This window comes from Microcoleus sp. A6-C6 (assembly GCF_036705955.1).
In the GTDB taxonomy this organism is placed as follows: domain Bacteria; phylum Cyanobacteriota; class Cyanobacteriia; order Cyanobacteriales; family Microcoleaceae; genus Microcoleus.
In genome coordinates this window covers 1-17466 of record NZ_JAUBVR010000098.1, presented here as the reverse complement: position 1 = coordinate 17466, position 17466 = coordinate 1, and the positions used below count along the sequence as shown (strand labels likewise).

Here is a 17466-nt window from a genome sequence, read left to right as displayed (position 1 = left end):
CTCTGGCTTTTCGCTCATCTGACTACATTACCATATTTTTCGGCTCTCAATCAACTATTTTTTACCTGAATCCTTACATTTGGCCAACCAGACTCAAAGTCCTTTACATCATGAAAATTAGCCGTTGTCAACGTCAGAAAGGGCAGATTTATATATAGCAAACATAAAATTAATTACTGCTTTTGAATGCTTTTTGGCTTCTGCCTGAAGGATGACTAATTGGGTATAAATCCTGTAGTTGTGGCAATTAATAAAAAGATTCTTTTTGCGAATCAATAAAAAATAATTATCTAAGTGGTGAACAGCCTCTGCCAGTGGAGCTTGCCGCTGTGGAACCTGATGAAGCAAACCCAAGCGAATCATGGTAGACGATCGACCAACTCCGACTAGAATACCGTTTTTTAGGGAAAGTTGGTCGAAATTTCGAGGGAAAATCATGGCGGGCGATCGGGCTTGGTGGTGTTGCTGCTCGATCGAGACCGCCAAACTGTAAAATGGACGCTTGTATATAGGTTTTGTAGAGCAGGAGAACAATTTCAGTGGCAATAGAAGTAGGTCAAAAAGTTAAGGTGCGCCGTCTCAGAGATCGGATACCTGCAAATATGGTGGGGATGATAAAGAAGAATCCAGTAGGCACTGTGGACGGATTCAGAATGGTTGACGGTAGCGGAGTAGGCGTGGTTGTCAAGTTTGACGGTTTTGCGACTTGGTTCTTTGAAGATGAGCTAGAAGCCGTTTAACAGAAGGAAGAAGGAAGAAGGAAGAAGGAAGAAGGAAGAAGGAAGAGGGAAGAAGGAAGGAGGAAGAAGGAAGATTTTTCCCACTCTCCCATTCTCCCCATCTCCCCATCTCCCCATCTCCCCATCTCCCCTTCTCCCTTTCTCCCCCTCTCCCCCTTTCCCACTCCCCCAATCTCGATGGCCGTTGCGCTTAAATGTTAAAGAGTAAGCTTTGGCAGTGAGAACAGAAAATGGCTTTGATTTTGACATTTTTGGGCAAAGGCGGCACTGGCCGCAGTACGATCGCGATCGCAACAGCTAAAAAATATGCGGCTCAAGGCAAGCGAGTTCTGCTACTCGGCCAAGATCCGGGCCCTGCATTGGGTATTCTGCTAGGAGTTCCCCTGACTCTCAGCCCGCAGGAAATCGCCCCCAACCTGAAAGCGGTACAGGTGAACAGCGCGCCCCTGCTAGAACGCAGGTGGGACGAAGTTAAACAACTAGAAGCGCAATATGTGCGTACTCCTTTTTTCAAGCAGATTTACGGGCAAGAATTGGGAGTGTTACCGGGGATGGACAGCGCCCTGGCGTTGAATGAACTTCGGGAATATGACGACAGCAAACAATACGATGTGATCGTTTATGACGGCACAGGCGGTATGGATACGCTGCGGATGCTGGGAATGCCGGAAATTCTGAGTTGGTATATCCGCCGCTTCCGCCAAGCTTTGGTAGATTCGGATTTGGGTAAAGCGCTTTCGCCTTTTATTCAACCGGTTGTCAGTACCGTGTTGACGGTGGATTTGTCGGGAGATAATGCTTTTCAATCTACTAAGCAAGTAGATAATCTGTTGGATAAGGGTAAGGAAGCACTGGCCGATCCAAACCGCACGGCGGCTTATTTGGTGACGACTGGGGATTCAAGTGCGATCGCCACTGCGCGCTATTTGTGGGGAAGTTCTCAACAAATTGGTTTGACTGTCGGTGGTGTAATTGTGAATCAATCACCGATTACAGAAGCTGTTGCTGCGGATTTCGATCCTTTGACAGCAGTTGCGGTGCCGGCGCACAGCGACAATAATTGGCAGCCGTTAATTGATGCTTTGCCAGATTTTTCTGAAGCGGGAAAAGCTCCTAAACCAATTAACATAAACATTGCACAGCGTCAAGTTAGTTTGTTTTTGCCTGGGTTTGACAAGAAAGAAATTAAATTGATTCAATCCGGGCCGGAAGTGACTATCGAAGCGGGCGATCAGCGGCGTAATATTTTGCTGCCTCCGCAGCTAACTGGTAAGTCCGTGACTGGTGCTAAGTTCCTGAATGGTTACTTAATTGTTTCTTTTTAGCAGTTAAGTTGTTCGGGATTTAAGGTGAATTTGGGAACGGGCAAGATGCCCGTTCCACATTTTTAGGAAAAATATTGAGAAATTTTGGGAAATGCGATCGCCAACAGTTCGTTTATAATAAAATAAAATCCTTAGCCAATTTGGGGAAACAGCAATGGTTACACAACTGCAATCTCCCGATAAATCAAAAATCATCTACCCTGACGACAACGGCGAACCAATGTCAGACAATACGGAACAATTTAGATTAATCGTCTGGATTAAGGAAAACTTAGAACTGTTATTCGCTAACGATGCTAATGTTTTCGTGGCCGGAAACTTGCTGTGGTATCCAGTGGAAGGAAATAACAAAATTTCCCAAGCACCGGATGCAATGGTAGTTTTGGGTAGACCAAAAGGTTATCGAGGTTCTTACCAACAGTGGCTTGAAGATAATATTCCGCCGCAAGTTGTGTTTGAAATTTGGTCGCCGGGAAATCGCCTCACTCCGATGATTCAAAAGTTCAAATTTTACGAACGCCACGGCGTGGAAGAATACTATTTGTATGACCCGCAAACGTTAGAACTGACGGGATGGCGGCGGGTTGAGGAAGAGTTAGAGGCGATCGAACAAATGGACGGTTGGACAAGTCCCAGACTGGGGGTGCGCTTTGGATTGTCTGAGTCAGGACTGGAAATGTTCGGGCCTTCAGGAGAATCGTTTGTGAGTTTTGTGGAGCTCGCTCAACTACGACAGGATGCAGAAACGCGGGCACAGCAAGCAGAATCACGGATTCAGGAAGCAGAAAGTTTGCTGGAGCAAGAACGATCGCGATCGCAAGCTTTAGAAGCTCGACTCCGAGAAATGGGAATCGACCCAAATCAATTGTAGGAGACCGGGCGAATTGAACACGGCGAATCGAACACGACGAATCGAACACGACGAATCGAACACGACGAATCGAACACGGCAAATCGAACACGGCGGTTGAAACCGCGTCTACACAAACAAAACCCGCCTCCGCGGGTTGAAGAAAAGACAATTAAAGAACACGGCGGTTGAAACCGCGTCTACACAAACAAAACCCGCCTCCGCGGGTTGAAGAAAAGACGGTTAAAATATCGAACACGGCGGTTGAAACCGCGTCTACACAAACAAAACCCGCCTCCGCGGGTTGAAGAAAAGACGGTTAAAATTACGTTATTCTCTTCAGTCCGCGGAGGCGGACATTGTTTGTGTAGACGCGAATTCCATTCGCCGTCTTATCTGTAGACGCGAATTCCATTCGCCGTCTTATCTGTACACGCGAATTCCATTCGCCGTCTTATCTGTACACGCGAATTCCATTCGCCGTCCTATCTTTTATCGTTACCGTTACCATTCCCATTCCCGCCAGTTGTTAGCAAAACCCGCTTAGCCAAAGGTTCCGGTACTTCTTGTAATCGATCGAACTCCCAGTTAAAAAATCCTACACCCATTGTCTGCGATCGCAATTCTACGATCAAATCCTGCATTTCGGCGATCGGCAAATAAACCGAAACAGCATCCCATCCCTTCCAGTCTGCTTTACCTTCGTAGCCGAGAATTTGGCCGCGATGTCCGCTGACCAATTGCAACACCTTTGATGTACACTCGTTGGGAGCGCAAATTTCAACTTTGGCGATCGGCTCCAGCAAAGTTGATTCGCACTTCTCCATTCCCGACTGCATCGCCAACCGCGCCGCCTGCTTAAAAGCTTGTTCCGAACTATCAACAGAATGATAGGAACCGTTAGTCAGAGTCACCGATACATCTACCACCGGAAAACCCAAGGGGCCGCGATCCAAATATTCCCGCACTCCCACTTCCACGCCGGGAATATACTGTTTTGGAACGACTCCGCCGACGATTTTGTCGGTGAAAGTGAAACCTTCTCCGCGAGGCTGCGGTGCGATGTCGAGGTACACGTCGCCAAACTGTCCATGTCCGCCGCTTTGGTGTTTGTAGCGCCCGTGGATGGATGATGCGGGTTTGCGAATGGTTTCTTTGTAAGGTACTTGCGGTAAGTGAGTTACCATCGGCAAATTGTACTTGCGGCGCAACCTATCTAAAGCTACTTTTAGGTGGATTTCACCTTGACCCCAAAGTATAACTTCGTGGGTGTCGCCGTGCTGTTCCCAGACCAGAGATGGGTCTTCTTCTAATAGTTTAGCTAAGGCAGAACTCAGCTTAACTTCATCGTTACGCTTTTCAGGGACGATCGCCAATGCGTACACAGGGGAGATGATTTCGGCTTTTGGCAACAATTCGTCAGAACCCAGCACATCGCCTGTTTTCAAGCCTTCCAGCCTGCCCACAGCCACAATTTCCCCCGCACTGACTGACTGCAAACTTTGGGTTTGTTGGCCAGTCAAGCGGTACAAACCGTTAACTCGAATCCCGTTCAAAACTGCTCCGTCTGCGAGGGTTCCGCGCCACATTCTCACTAACGATAACTTACCTCCTTGAGGCGTGTAATAGGTTTTGAGGATTTGACCGAGAACCTTGTTTTCACTTTGTATAATGCCACGCCGCTCTGCTGTAGTTTCCGGTGTCGGCGCTTCTCTGAGTAAAGCTTCCAGCAGAGGCCGCACCCCGAAATCTTGTTCGGCGATACCGATGAATACGGGCACTATTAAATCAGCGCCTAATTCCATCTTGAAATCGCGGGTAATCTCTTCAGCATCGGGATTGATTTCTTCGAGCAATTCTTCGAGTAAATGGTCGTCAAAATTGGCTAATTCTTCGAGCATTTCCTGTCGCGCGGCGCTTTCTTGTGCTTTGAGGTGTTCGGGAAGCGGGACGGGATCTGCGGGTGCGCCGGGGTGATAGTGGTAAGCTTGTTCGGTTACTAAGTCGATGAAACCGATGATTTGTTCGTTTTTGCCGATCGGGTATTGGTGAGGTACAATTGGTCTGCTGGAAACGGATTTGAGCGCGTTGAGTACGTCGGTGAAGTTGCTACCGCAAGTAATTTCGTCTGTGCACGCGCGATCGATCTTATTGATGAAAACTAGGTGGGGAATTTCCCAATCGTCGAGGAATTTAAACAGCGGGGCGGTGGTTAAAGTGCGATCGGCAACCGGTTCGCAAACAATCACGGCTGCATCGACACCGATAAGTGCATTGTAAGTTTCTTGGGCAAATTCGATCGAGCCTGGACAGTCAAGAAATGTGAAGCGGACGTTTTCGTATTCGGCGGTGGCGCTGTTGACTTCTACGCTCATTTTGCGATCGCGCGCTTCAGCAGAACCGTCACCTATTGTATTACCATCTTTAGCATTACCTTTGCGAGTAATTGTGCCTGTAACCGACAGCAAACTTTCCAGCAGTGCGGTTTTTCCGCTTAAATAAGGGCCAACAATTGCAACGTTTCGCGTGGCCCCAATGACTTTTTCGTTCATAATAGCCTCCTACACAAAGTGAAGGGGAAGGGGAAGGAGAAGATGATGATTCAGGAAAAAAACTTGTGTTTGCCGGTTTCTCCGATCTCTTCCCTTTTGAACGTAAAAACTTTTATTTGTAGTTTCTCTTAGTTTAAGCTTAAATAGATCCCGGCAATCATTAATTCCTATGAACTATTAAGTAGTTTTGTAAATTAATTTGAGTTGTGAAAATGCTAATCCCAGAAACCCGGTTTCTTCCTAGATTTCTCGTACTCAACCGAAAATCTTCATAGAAACCCGGTTTCTTAGCCTCACAAGTAGCCAGAAAAGTAGCCAGAAACCGGGTTTTTTCCACATTATTAGCAGCCAAAATTAGGAGACGGCAGTGCCGTGTCCCTACCGGCAATAATATTGTAGGGACACGGCACTGCCGTCTCCTCTTTATCATAAGGAGCGTTACCGGAATTGATATCACCGCCAAAATCTGCTACAATTTTTAACAACACATCAACTGTCAACTGCCGCACCTTGAGCATAGTCGAAGGGCAAGATAAACTCAGTCAACTGTCAACTGTCAACTGTCAACTATTAACCCAGCCAATGATCCGAAAAATTTGGCAAACAATCCTCAACCTGTGGCGGAAAATTTTCCCGCAACCCAAACCACCAATACCGCCACGGCCAACTCCGATTCGCTCTTTTGGGGAATACGAACAGAAATTCATGGAGTTGTTAGAGGGAGTTGAACAAGGCTGGAGTCGCGGCACAATTCAAGGCTTTTTAATCGCCAGCAATATCAAAGATGCTGAGTGGGAAAATTGGCTGCAAGAATTTGGAGAAAGGTTGCTGGTATCCCCGGAAACGAATTTAGAATTGGGTAGGCGCATGGTGCGGCTGGGTGCGGCAAATTGTGGGAGAATCAGTGAGGTTGCTGGGAAGATTGGTAGGCAATTGTTGGCTGGGGAGAGTTTGAATCGGAAGGATGCGGAAGGGCGATCGGAGATACGTGAAAATATTGTTACTCGATTATTGGATGGAGAGGGTTTGAGTGTTTATTCTACAGATAATTCATCGGATGCTAATCAACGCGATTCAATCTCGCAGTCAAAATCTACAGCAAAAGAAGTCAGTCAAGAGGCTATAGAATTATTTTACCAAGGACTAGAACATCTTGATTCGGGAAATTTAGAAGGGGCGATCGCATCCTTCAAACAAGTTTTAAAAATTAACCCCAAAATAGACTTTGCCTGGAACAACCTAGGGAGTGCCTTAAATGATTTGGGCCACTACATTGAGGCGATCGCAGCCTTCAACCAAGCCTTAGAAATTAACCCCAAATTTGACTTTGCCTTGAACGGACTGGGTAATGCCCTAGGAGATTTGGGCCACTACAGTGAGGCGATCGCAGCCTACGAGAAAGCCTTAGAAATTGACCCCGAATTTCACATTGCCTGGAGCGGTCTGGGCAGTAAATTAAATGATTTGGGCTGCAACAGTGAAGCGCTCGCAGCCTACGAGAAAGCCTTAGAAATTTCCCCTAAATTCCACAATGCCTGGAACGGGCTGGGCAATGCCCTAAGAGGTTTGGGGCGCAACAGAGAGGCGCTCGCAGCCTACGAGAAAGCCTTAGAAATTACAGGTAATCAATACTGGAGGGCTTGGGCAAATCGAGGTTGGGCATTTTTCAACTCAGGCCGCTATATTGAAGCCATTCAAAACTGGGATGAAGGCTTAGAGAAATATCAGCTCAGCAACCGCGACTATCGCCTCGCTTGTGGCAAATTGTACGACCACAAAGGCGATGCACACTACCAATACGGCAAAGAAACAGCCACATATTTTGAATTTTTCCACAAAGCCAAAGCCAGCTACGAACAAGCCCGCGAATTATTGAAATTGCCCCTGATTCCAGAAACTTATTTAGAAGTAATGCAACGCTTAATTACCGTCTGCAGCAGCTTGGAAGATCCCAAAACCAGCGAGTACCTTACCGAAGCTACTACCGTCTTAGAAAATTTACTTTTAGACAATCAAACTCACCCCGAAGACAAGCTGCGACTCCAGCGCAAATTTGCCGGACTTTACCAGTTAGAAGTCGATACCCTCGTCGAGTTTGGCAAGAAGATAAATGCACTAGAAAAAGCCGAAGCCAGGAAAAACTTTTGCCTGCAATGGATGCGCCCAGGTTCGCCCAACCGCACCGATAGCCCGACTTATCTGCAAATCCGAGACTTGCTGGCAAACAACACCGCCACAGCGATAATTTACTGGCATATCAGCCCAGTTTCCCTGATAGCTTTTATCGTTACCCCAGACAACTTTCAAACAATCTCTACACCAGTCACCGACTTATTCCCAAATTCCAAAAATCCGACTTTAGAAAAATGGCTAAAAGACTGGAAAACCAACTATCAAGATTACAGCAAAACTAGCAAAGAACAAAACAAAGAATCCCATTCCTGGCGGCAATCAATGACAGCGCAATTGCAAAAACTCGCTGACATCCTCAAAATCCCCGAAATTTGCACCCACCTCACCAATATCCAACACTTAATCTTAATTCCCCACCGCGACTTGCACCTGTTGCCGCTGCACATTTTATTCTCCGATCATCTTTTCACTATCACCTATCTGCCCAGCATCCAAGTTGGGATAGACAGACTAGACAGAAAACCCTCACCTTCAATGTCTCTGCTGTTAGTAGAAAGCCCCGATCCATTACTTTTTGCTGAAATAGAAGCGCCCGCGATCGCGAATTTTCACCTTAACTGCAATACCATCTCCAGTTCACAAGCTACCAAAAACAATCTTAAAGAAGCTCTGCAACAAGCTGCTGACATATTCCATTTTACAGGTCACGCCTACCACAACACAAAACAGCCGTCCCAGTCAGCGTTAATCCTGAAAAACAAACAGCCCCTAACTTCACAAGAAATCGCCAAATTCGATTTAAAAAGCTATTATCTAGTCTGCCTTTCCGCTTGTGAAACAGGGATAACAGGAAAAGAAGAACTGATAGATGAATTTGTCGGTTTAGCCAGCAGCTTTTTAGCGGCGGGTGCTGTTTATGCCCTCAGCACTCTCTGGATAGTTGATGAGATTTCTACCGCCTTAATGATGATTCGATTCTATGAAATTATGAACGAACAGCGTTGCCCAAATAAGTTACATCCGGCACTAGCCCTCAAAGAAACGCAAAAATGGCTCCGAACTATTACTTACAGCGAACTATCCGACTGGTATCTCGAATTGTCTGAAATAACGAAAGATAATTCCGCTTGCAGTCAAGATTTGAGAGACGAAGCTAACCTAATCCGCAGAAATGATGCTAAAATGGTGTCTCAGGAACCTCCTTATGCCGATCTCTATTACTGGGCAGGTTTCACGATTACTGGTAAAGTTAATCCCTAACTTCCCAACCATCGACTATTATGAAAGCAACAGATATTATTCGGCTACAAGCGATCGGGGCTACTTTAGCTCAACTAGATTCATCTATTGAACTTGGCGAGTTGGAAGATAGTATTATAAGTTCTGCGATATTGGCTTTTGAAAAATTAGCCAAACAAAACACTGTTATCGACGAAATTTATACAAGAGAACGCCTCGACTTAAAAGAACAGTACCAAGCAAAATCAAAAGATAAACGCTACCAGCCGACAAGTGACAGCATTTACAGCACTGATGCTGGAAACTTAAGCCCTTCCTTTCCTCAGCCACAAGGAGAAGCGGAGAGTCCCTCTGAAATAGCTACAGCCTTTGACAATTTAATTGCATCATTTAATCAAATCAAAAGCCTGTACGCCGTTGAAAACCCCGTAGAAAGTTTTAAAATCATTATCGAACAAGAAGCGATCGCACTTTTGATTTTAGAAGCTCATTCTAAAGTTAGAGAACTATTTCCTAGCGAAAGATTAGCCTTAGAAGTGAAAACCGATCCAGAAATTGCCAATTGGCGATCGCTCTGGATTACGATCTATACTCAACTAGAAGTCGATGAAGCTTTTGATAAATTGATGATTCTTGATGATACTTGGTGGCTGGATAAGATAACTACTGTTGCCAATAGTAAATTGCATATTAGTTTGGAATTTGAGTCAAATGAGATTTGATTGGTCTGAATATTTGAATTTAGCGCAAGAATTGGCGGCAATCTCTGGCGATTCTGATAATAATGAGGCAAAATTGCGATCGGCAATAAGTCGAGCATACTATGCAGTATTCTGCCTAGCTAGAAATTACTTGCGGGATGTTGAACAAGACTCTAGACTTTCTCGCAAAAATTCTGATATTAATGAACATCAATATGTCGCTAAAGAATTCATTTTCCATAAATCAAAAGCTAAAAGAATGATCAAAATAGGGGAGAATTTAAGCAGATTAAGGCTGTTCAGGAATAAGGCTGATTATGAAGATAGGGTATTTACATTATCAAGCGATGTTAAAATTGCTTTGAAAATCGCTCAAAATATTATGGCATCTCTGAGTGAATTAAATCGGGAAACTGAGTGATAAAAGTAGGGGCGGGTTCACCAACCATCTATGAAACCCACAAACAATTTCATAAACCCGCCCCATCCCCGCCATTATTTACATGAACATTTTACCAATAAATTTATCGTACATTTTGATTGTTTGTGGGGAGGGCGGGTTTTTGAGATTGTTGCTTTTTATCATAAATTGTTGGTGAACCCGCCCCTACAAATTCGTCGGTGGAAAAGTACATTTTGATTGTTTGTGGGGAGGGCGGGTTTATGAGATTGTTGATTTTTATCGGGAATTGTTGGTGAACCCGCCCCTACAAATTCGTCTGGTAACGAGCAATCTAATTAATGTCTCAGCAGTCGCAAACCGCTCAATGTTACCAAAACTGTAGACCCTTCATGGCCGATAACGCCGATCGGCATTGTGATACTTCCTAAAAAATTAGCAGCCAACAATAGTATAATACAGCTTAGTGCAAAAACAATGTTTTGCTTCACAACATTTTGAGCGCGGCGGCCCAAACTAATTGCTTTACCTAGTTGCTCTAATTTATCCGCCATTAATACGATGTCAGCAGTTTCTAAAGCGACATCGCTACCGGAAATTCCCATCGCAATGCCGACGGAAGCTTGGGCGAGGGCTGGTGCATCATTGATGCCGTCTCCTACCATTGCGACGGTTTGATGCTGGGTTTGCAGCTTTTTAATTAGGTGCACTTTGTCTTCTGGTAAAAGTTCGGCGTACACTTCATTGATTCCTAATTGGCGGGCGATATATTGAGCGGTTTGCTCGTTGTCGCCTGTCAGCATTATGATATGTTCTACGCCTAAATTTTGCAAGCGTTTTACTGTGGCTGCTGCTTCGGGGCGGACTGTATCTGCTACTGCAATGATTCCTAAAAGTTCATCGCCCTTTGCTACCCAAACAACTGTTTTTCCCTCTGCTTGCAATTGATGGCTGATGTGAGTCAACTCCGAAGTTGCTTGTACAAAATCGGCTTTACCAATGGTAATCGTTTGATTGTCAACTTTGCCGACTATTCCTTGACCGATTTTTGCTTGTACGTCGATCGCGCTTGACAATTGTAACTTTTGCTGCTGGGCGGCTTGGACAATTGCTTGGGCGATCGCGTGTTCGGAATGAGTTTCGAGGGATGCAGCCAATTGCAGAACTTCTGTTTCAGTATATCCGGCTGCTGGTACAATTTTGACAACTTCAGGTTTTCCCGTGGTGAGAGTTCCGGTTTTGTCAAAGGCGATCGCCCGAACTTTACCAATTATCTCCAATTGCGCGCCGCTTTTAAACAAAATCCCCTGTTTCGCCCCGTTAGCCATACCCGAAAGCAGCGCCGGCATAATCGAAGCCATCAGCGCGCAGGGGGATGCGACTACTAGGAAAATCAGCGCCCGATAGATGGTATCTTCCCAATTCCAGCCTAAAACAAAGGGCGGCAAAATTGCCAGCAGCAAGCCTAAACCGACAATTAATTTAGCATAACCGCGCTCGAACTTTTCCACAAACTGCTGAGAAGGCGGCGCTTCTGTTTGTGCTTGTTGTACCAGCCGAATCACTCGCTGAATCAAACTGCTTTCGGGAGTTTTGTGAACTTCCAATTGTAGCGCGCCGACACCGTTAATTGTGCCAGCATAAACTTCATCGCCCGCGGTTTTTTCGACTGGCATCGATTCGCCTGTAATCGAGGCTTGATTGAGATTGCTGTAGCCTTCGATAATTATCGCATCTGTGGGAATAATTTCTCCGGGCTTGACTAAAAGCCGATCGCCAATTGCCAATTTGTCGATCGCCACCAACCGTTCCCCATCGTACATTATCACCCGCGCACTATCCGCCGTCAAACTCATCAAACTGCGAATACTGCGTTCAGTCCGCTGCATAGCATAACCTTCCAGCGCGCCACTAATTGCAAAAATTAAAATTAGCACCGCACCGTCAACAATTAAATGATATTCTTGCCGCCACAGCCCCAAACCAGCCGCACCTAAAGCAGCAACAATCATCAACAAATCTACATCTAATTCATGTTCTTGAAAAAGCGTAGTTAAGCCTTCGCGGGTGCTAGAATAGCCGCCGATCACATAAGCAGCGGGCAATATTAACACCGCTAAGCCCAGCCAACCGACTTGTAGGGCGATCGAACCCAAAATTACCAGAATTCCGCACAGGGCGGCAGTTAAAGCATCTGGGTGTTCTTCGGCGAGGCGCGAGAGGCGCGAGGTGGGGAGGGAATTGGGAGTCATGGGAAAATTTGACTTGGTAGAATGACTCCTGCATCGTAAACCTTGACATTAGTGTTAATGTCAAGAGTGAAACCAAAATAAATTACAAAACTCATCAATAACTATGCAAACAAACGGAGGCCCCGGCGGTTAGAAACCGTAGAGTTTGCGGGCACACAAACAAACGGAGGCCCCGGCGGTTAGAAACCGTAGAGTTTGCGGGCACACAAATAAACGGAGGCCCCGGCGGTTAGAAACCGTAGAGTTTGCGGGCACACAAATAAACGGAAGCCCCGGCGGTTAGAAACCGCGGCTACACAAACAAAGTCCGCCTCCGCGGACTGGGATACATGATTCTTTCAACCTGCGAAGGCAGGTTTCGTCTGTGTAGACGCGGTTTCCAACCGCCGAGTCTTAATCACCCAGTTTCTTCTCTCAACCAATGCAACAATACCTGACAATTAAACAACTTACTGAAGCGGTAAAAGGCACAATTACGCCTCGGATGGTGCGGCATTATCACGCTTTGGGGCTACTTTCTCCGGCCGTGCGATCGACTTCTAACTACAGACTTTACACCCGCAGCGACGTACAAAGACTGCAAAAAATTGTCGCACTCAAACAGCAAGGCTTTCAGCTTTCCCACATCCGCAAACTCTTGGAAACTGACGCGGATGCTTCCCCTGACGCGCTGATGGGGGCGCTACAACAGCAATATTTGTCTGTCACGCAACAGATTGTTCGCCTCCGACAAACGGCTTTAGCACTGGAAGGATTGCTGGGACGGGATCTTTCGTGTCAAGCGGTGCAAGCGGGCGCACTCGCGCAAATGAGGCTGTTACAGGCGGAAAATGAGGGGGGATTGGAAGAGTTGGAACAAGTTTGGGATAGTTGGGATGCGGTGGCGCACTCTCACCCGGAGGCGTTTGGGGAGTCGTTGCAGCATTTGTTGCCGGATTTGTCCGATCGCTCGGAAATTGAGGTAGACTTGCTTTCTAAACTGGTGTTAGCCAGCGGTGATTGTTCGCTGCTGCCATTTGTGAAGTTGAGCGAAACGGCGATTAAATCGGCGCGGGAAGCTTTGAAAAATAAATGTCAAATTGTGGCTGACGTGCCGCCTGTGTTTGCGGCTTTGGATAACACAAGATTGGCACATTTAGGAACAAGTATTGCAACTTTAATTGACGATCCGCACATCAATGCTGCGGCGGAAGCGGAACAGGAATTCTGGCATGAGCGTGAGTGGTTTGAAAAGTTGTTGAAATTGGAAAAAGGATGTATATTGGTAGTAGGATATGCGCCATCTGTGCTGATGGCGGTTTGTGAGGCGATCGCAAATGGGCAACTGCAACCGGCTTTGGTGATTGGAATGCCGATCGGTTTTAGTCATTCTCCGGTGGCGAAACGTCGGTTAGTGCGATCGGGCATTCCTTATATTACGACTGTGGGGACTTTTGGCGGTGGCTTATTGGCGGCGGTTGCATTGAATGCTTTGGTTGAGTCTTTGATTGCCAAGCCGAATTGTCACTGTCATCTCAAGTGAAGATGGGATGGAGATTAATTGCGGCTTAATTTGTATTTTGCCGCTTCCTACTCGATTTTGTTTCAATCCCTAAAAGAAGTTGAGATTTATTGCGGCGAAATGATTGCTGTGATGATTTGCAGTGAACCCCGAATAGTTTTAATTCCCGATCATCTGTACTGCATTTCATCGGCGAGTCTTGTTTGATTAAATAAGGATCACTTCCAACCACCACTTTCGCCACGCCCAAGCCAAAGCCCACAGCTTGAATTTTTACCTCTAGTTTCGCATCCCGGTAGACTTCTTCGATCGCCACAATAGCTCGAATTGCTTCCATTGCTTTGTCTAGCAGGCCGGCACCGTGTTTGAAGTGGCATAAGTCTGCTTAGATTTGCGCTGGAAACTATGGCGATGTTTTTTTGCTTAATAATTTGATCAAGCTTAAATTACAATCAATATAATTATACCGCTTTCCAGCTTTGATGTCAAGACTTATTTGATTTATCTTGGTAAGTTTTGGCATGAATGGCGATCGTATTTTGCCTACCTAAATTCCAAATACATCAGCAAATTCCTGGGTCGGTTTTGGTTTATTTGCCGGATATTAAACACTACGAAGGTGTTGCCAAAGTCAAGGAATTATTGCACAGGCACCGCTTGATTGCTGCAAAATGGGAATGCGTTCTCCGAAAGCCTTGGGCATTTTGAAGGAAGCGGGAATTGAGGAGATTAATGTTAAAGGCGAGATTACTGCTTGGAGTCAAGAAGTAGATTCGTCTGTCCCTCAATATTAAGCTCAATCTTTTTCTGGGCGGGTGATTTCCCCGCCCGTAACCTTGATTATTCCGGCGGTAACTGCTTATTTTTACCTAGTAGATTCTTCAACTTACCTAATAGATTCTTAGAATTTGCCCCCAACATAACCAAAGACCAAACCACAACCCCCGCGCCGATACTAATCAACAAAACCAACGCAAAAGAATTGATTCCCACCTTCAGGAAAGGCAAAGCAATCACCTGATTCGGAGGGTCTTGTTTGATCAAATAAGGAGAACTGCCAGCCACTACTCCGGCGACTCCCAAACCAAACCCGACAGCTTGAATCGTGACTTCTAATTTTGCATCCCGATAAGCTTCTTCAATGGCGACAACTCCTCGAATTGCTTCCATTGCTTTGTCTAGCAAGCCTGTGCCGTGTTTGAAGTAGCCTAAGTCGGCTTTGATTTGTTCTTCAAACTGCGGGCAACTTTCTTTGCTGAATAATTCTAAAAAGCTTAAATCGCAATCACTTTCATTGTACTTCTTGCTTGATTTTAAGTCAAGACTTATTTGATTTAATTTATCTTGGTAATTTTTGGCATTAATTGCGATCGTATTTTGCCGAAATTCCAAGTCCATCAGCAACCGCGCATAATTCACAGCGCGGGGCGGCATCTCGATTGTCTGACGTTCCAGATGTTCTAGTTCCTCTTGTTTTAAACCCGCACCTTTCAATTGCCTCTGCTGAGCTTGATCTCGCTGCAAATACTTAAAAGTCGCGTCGATATTAAGTTCAATGTGTTTGTATTCCTCGCGAGTTACCAAGTAAGTTTTGCGGGTATCGTGATAAGCGCGAATAATCTTATTCCGGTACAGAAACAACTCGACAAAATCGCTGTACCGCGTCTCATCCCAGATTTCATCAGTTGCAGAACTGTTGAAAAACCAGACTATAATGTGGCATTCAGTATCTGGCCGACTGGGGTTGCCGTATTCTAAAATCGGGCTGCCGAATAACTCGCCTTGACGGTAAAAACTCGGCAGATTGTCACCGGAAATGAATTTTTCTAAACACTGTTGGGCTAATTTTTTCAGAAACTGCGAATCTTCCCGCGCCGCCTGGTTTTGTTCTACACTCAGCCAAGCCGTAATCAGCAGAGTTTGACCGAAATAGCTTTGCACAAAATCCGGCAGCAAGCAGTTATCGGGATTAAATTCCTTGAAGATGCTAACATCGACAGCGGGCGTTTTATTGCCGTCAACTTTTTCGGGAACGCGAATTTGTAAACCCAAGGCATAGCTGTCATCAATCCGCAGCGGTTGGGCAAAACCTTTGAGATTTATTTCCTGGTTGTCATGGGAAATATTCTTAGCAAAAGCGAGAGAATTTCGATTGCCGACAACTTGTTTATTAATTAGTTCAACTCGCCATCCGACAGGTTCATCTTTTTTGGGTAAATAGCTACCGTTGAATGCTTTACCCACTGCTAATTTAGTTTGCAATATCTCGTTGCACTTTTCCCAGAGTTTGGCGAATTCTTCAGGGGAAATCGACTCTGTTTCTAGGGGTTTGCAGAGGTGATAGGCAAATAGATAGACGTTGGGGGCATAGATTTTACTATTTTGAGTCATTGTCTGTATTTGATTGATTCTCTGCATCGAGTTCTTTTTGAAGTTTTTTGTAGCTATCTTCAATGCTTTGACGCAAAACTTGAGTGATATTGGTTAGCGGCTGCATTGTAGTTGGGGTGGGTTCGCCTCCATCGTCGATATCTTTTTTATTTTTGGCTACATCTTCTCTTAAAGTTTCTCCCAATCCATGATTGGCGCACCACTTACTGATAGTCATCGCAATCGGAAATAATTCATCATCGGCTGATTCTGCTATTTCTGTCTCTAGTTTGGGTAAATCTTGCCATGCTGTCGGCATAAAAATATTCGGATTTTCGCGCAGCCATTTGAAGAAAACAATGATAACTTTTTCGGGTTCCATAAAACAATTCTCCGTTAATAAAATGTCAGGGTTGGTTGGTTGGGTGGGGGCGGGTTTATGTAAATTGTTTGTGGGAATCTTCGATTGTTGGTGAACCCGCCCCTACGGCATTTGGTAATACAATTATACATCTAAAACACCAAGATTTGTAGGGGCGGGTTCGCCGAAATTTATATCATCAAATCGCAGAAATCGAAAACCCGCCCCCACCCATCGCAGATACCCAAAAAGTCTTCCCCTAATATCCAGTAGCACAAAATGCCGCCCAATACTTGGGATGGCTAAACGGCTGTTCCTCTGGGGATAATGCTAACCACAGTTCCACACTTTGCCCCAATTTTTTATCTAAATTTAAGGATTTAACCCAAACTCTAAAATCCTCCTTGCTGACGGCGCGCATCCAGTTTTGGGCGGCGTTCAAAGCGACGGCTACTGAAACTTTCGGTAGCAATTCCTGATAAAATTTTATCATCAAAATCGCCGTCGCAAAATCATCGACAGACCATAACGTGCTCACAACACTCAGACTCCCAGCATACAAGAATCCGCTGGGTAAACCAATGTACTCATCAGTCATTTCTGTTGAACTGGTTAACCCGGTTTCGCAGGCGGAGAGTGTCACGAGATTGCAATTACTTAACTCTAAATCGGCAAAGATTTCTCGCAAAGTTAGGCATTTTTCCGGGATGGCTTTTCGCCCGCTTCGCATTGTCACATAGCGGGGAGTTTCGGGCGATTCGGGCCTATCCTCTTGAAGCCCCCCCTTAGCAAGGGGGGGTTGGGGGGGGTTAATTTCTGAGGTTGATTCTAAACAATCGGCTAGGGCTAGAAGGGACAGCAGCGGATAGTCAAAGTTGAAGACTCCGTGACAGGAAAAGTGGATGTAGCTGGCATTAGAGAGGTTTTTGAGGTTTTCGTTGAAGGCGATTTTTGTGGCTTGTTGTTTGGTAAGGATTCAGGTAAAAAATAGTTGATTGAGAGCCGAAAAATATGGTAATGTAGTCAGATGAGCGAAAAGCCA

At 45.5% G+C, this 17466-nt stretch carries 15 protein-coding genes and 1 pseudogene; 8 read left to right on the top strand and 8 right to left on the bottom strand.

Translation table 11 applies throughout. The features are described 5' to 3' along the window. Positions 1-117 precede the first annotated feature (117 nt). A complete protein-coding gene (locus tag QUB52_RS25945) occupies positions 118-486 on the bottom strand; it encodes a hypothetical protein (protein ID WP_332976307.1) in 369 nt (122 codons plus the stop codon). Between the two features lie 53 nt (positions 487-539). On the opposite strand from QUB52_RS25945, the gene petP reads away from it, so the two are divergent. The 3 genes from petP (at position 540) to QUB52_RS25930 (ending at position 2936) form a co-directional block, all read left to right on the top strand. Beyond that, positions 540-740 (top strand): cytochrome b6f subunit PetP, encoded by a 201-nt coding sequence (petP, locus tag QUB52_RS25940; protein WP_265236438.1) that lies wholly within the window; start codon positions 540-542, stop codon positions 738-740. Between the two features lie 230 nt (positions 741-970). Next, positions 971-2065 (top strand): Get3/ArsA fold putative tail anchor-mediating ATPase NosAFP, encoded by a 1095-nt coding sequence (locus QUB52_RS25935; RefSeq protein WP_332975260.1) that lies wholly within the window; start codon positions 971-973, stop codon positions 2063-2065. A 154-nt stretch (positions 2066-2219) separates the two neighbouring features. After that, positions 2220-2936 (top strand): Uma2 family endonuclease, encoded by a 717-nt coding sequence (locus tag QUB52_RS25930; RefSeq protein WP_332975259.1) that lies wholly within the window; start codon positions 2220-2222, stop codon positions 2934-2936. A gap of 464 nt (positions 2937-3400) precedes the next feature. On the opposite strand, the gene QUB52_RS25925 is transcribed toward QUB52_RS25930, so the two are convergent. Together QUB52_RS25925 and QUB52_RS25920 are read right to left on the bottom strand one after the other, a co-directional pair. Further along, a complete protein-coding gene (locus QUB52_RS25925; RefSeq protein ID WP_332975258.1) occupies positions 3401-5467 on the bottom strand; it encodes an elongation factor G in 2067 nt (688 codons plus the stop codon). Positions 5468-5808: 341 nt separating this feature from the next. Then, positions 5809-5985, bottom strand: a complete 177-nt coding sequence (locus tag QUB52_RS25920) for a hypothetical protein (RefSeq protein WP_332975257.1) — start codon at positions 5983-5985, stop codon at positions 5809-5811. 64 nt (positions 5986-6049) lie between these two features. Here QUB52_RS25920 and QUB52_RS25915 point away from each other — a divergent pair, with 64 nt between their 5' ends. Genes QUB52_RS25915 through QUB52_RS25905 form a run of 3 tightly spaced genes read left to right on the top strand, consistent with a single transcriptional unit; the run spans position 6050 to position 9961 of the window. Beyond that, positions 6050-8860, top strand: a complete 2811-nt coding sequence (locus QUB52_RS25915; protein ID WP_332975256.1) for a CHAT domain-containing protein — start codon at positions 6050-6052, stop codon at positions 8858-8860. 20 nt (positions 8861-8880) lie between these two features. After that, complete coding sequence (locus QUB52_RS25910; protein WP_332975255.1) at positions 8881-9561, top strand: hypothetical protein; 681 nt, start codon at positions 8881-8883, stop codon at positions 9559-9561. Continuing rightward, positions 9551-9961 carry a HEPN domain-containing protein gene (locus tag QUB52_RS25905; RefSeq protein ID WP_332975254.1) on the top strand — a complete coding sequence of 137 codons (411 nt, stop codon included), beginning with the start codon at positions 9551-9553 and terminating at the stop codon, positions 9959-9961. The genes QUB52_RS25910 and QUB52_RS25905 overlap by 11 nt, the downstream gene beginning before the upstream one ends. Positions 9962-10278: 317 nt before the next feature. Here QUB52_RS25905 and QUB52_RS25900 read toward each other — a convergent pair whose 3' ends face one another. Beyond that, on the bottom strand, positions 10279-12192 hold the full coding sequence (locus tag QUB52_RS25900) for a heavy metal translocating P-type ATPase (RefSeq protein WP_332975253.1): 1914 nt from the start codon (positions 12190-12192) through the stop codon (positions 10279-10281). A 421-nt stretch (positions 12193-12613) separates the two neighbouring features. Between QUB52_RS25900 and QUB52_RS25895 the strand changes: the two genes are divergently transcribed. Continuing rightward, positions 12614-13714 carry a precorrin-8X methylmutase gene (locus tag QUB52_RS25895; protein ID WP_332975252.1) on the top strand — a complete coding sequence of 367 codons (1101 nt, stop codon included), beginning with the start codon at positions 12614-12616 and terminating at the stop codon, positions 13712-13714. 25 nt (positions 13715-13739) lie between these two features. Here QUB52_RS25895 and QUB52_RS25890 read toward each other — a convergent pair whose 3' ends face one another. Continuing rightward, entirely contained in the window at positions 13740-14030 is a 291-nt protein-coding gene (locus QUB52_RS25890) for a hypothetical protein (protein WP_332975251.1), read from the bottom strand. A 230-nt stretch (positions 14031-14260) separates the two neighbouring features. Here QUB52_RS25890 and QUB52_RS25885 point away from each other — a divergent pair. Further along, positions 14261-14487, top strand: a pseudogene (locus QUB52_RS25885) (molybdenum cofactor biosynthesis protein MoeB); the annotation flags it as partial. A 46-nt stretch (positions 14488-14533) separates the two neighbouring features. Here QUB52_RS25885 and QUB52_RS25880 read toward each other — a convergent pair. The 3 genes from QUB52_RS25880 to QUB52_RS25870 form a co-directional block, all read right to left on the bottom strand. Next, the gene (locus tag QUB52_RS25880; RefSeq protein WP_332975250.1) at positions 14534-16084 is read right to left on the bottom strand and encodes a hypothetical protein; all 1551 of its coding nucleotides are present in this window, start codon (positions 16082-16084) and stop codon (positions 14534-14536) included. Continuing rightward, positions 16071-16445: a hypothetical protein gene (locus tag QUB52_RS25875; protein ID WP_332975249.1), complete on the bottom strand. Its 375-nt coding sequence runs from the start codon at positions 16443-16445 to the stop codon at positions 16071-16073. Before QUB52_RS25875 ends, QUB52_RS25880 begins: the two co-directional genes overlap by 14 nt. A gap of 238 nt (positions 16446-16683) precedes the next feature. Beyond that, positions 16684-17400 (bottom strand): CHAT domain-containing protein, encoded by a 717-nt coding sequence (locus tag QUB52_RS25870; protein ID WP_332975262.1) that lies wholly within the window; start codon positions 17398-17400, stop codon positions 16684-16686. Between the last annotated feature and the right edge of the window lie 66 nt (positions 17401-17466).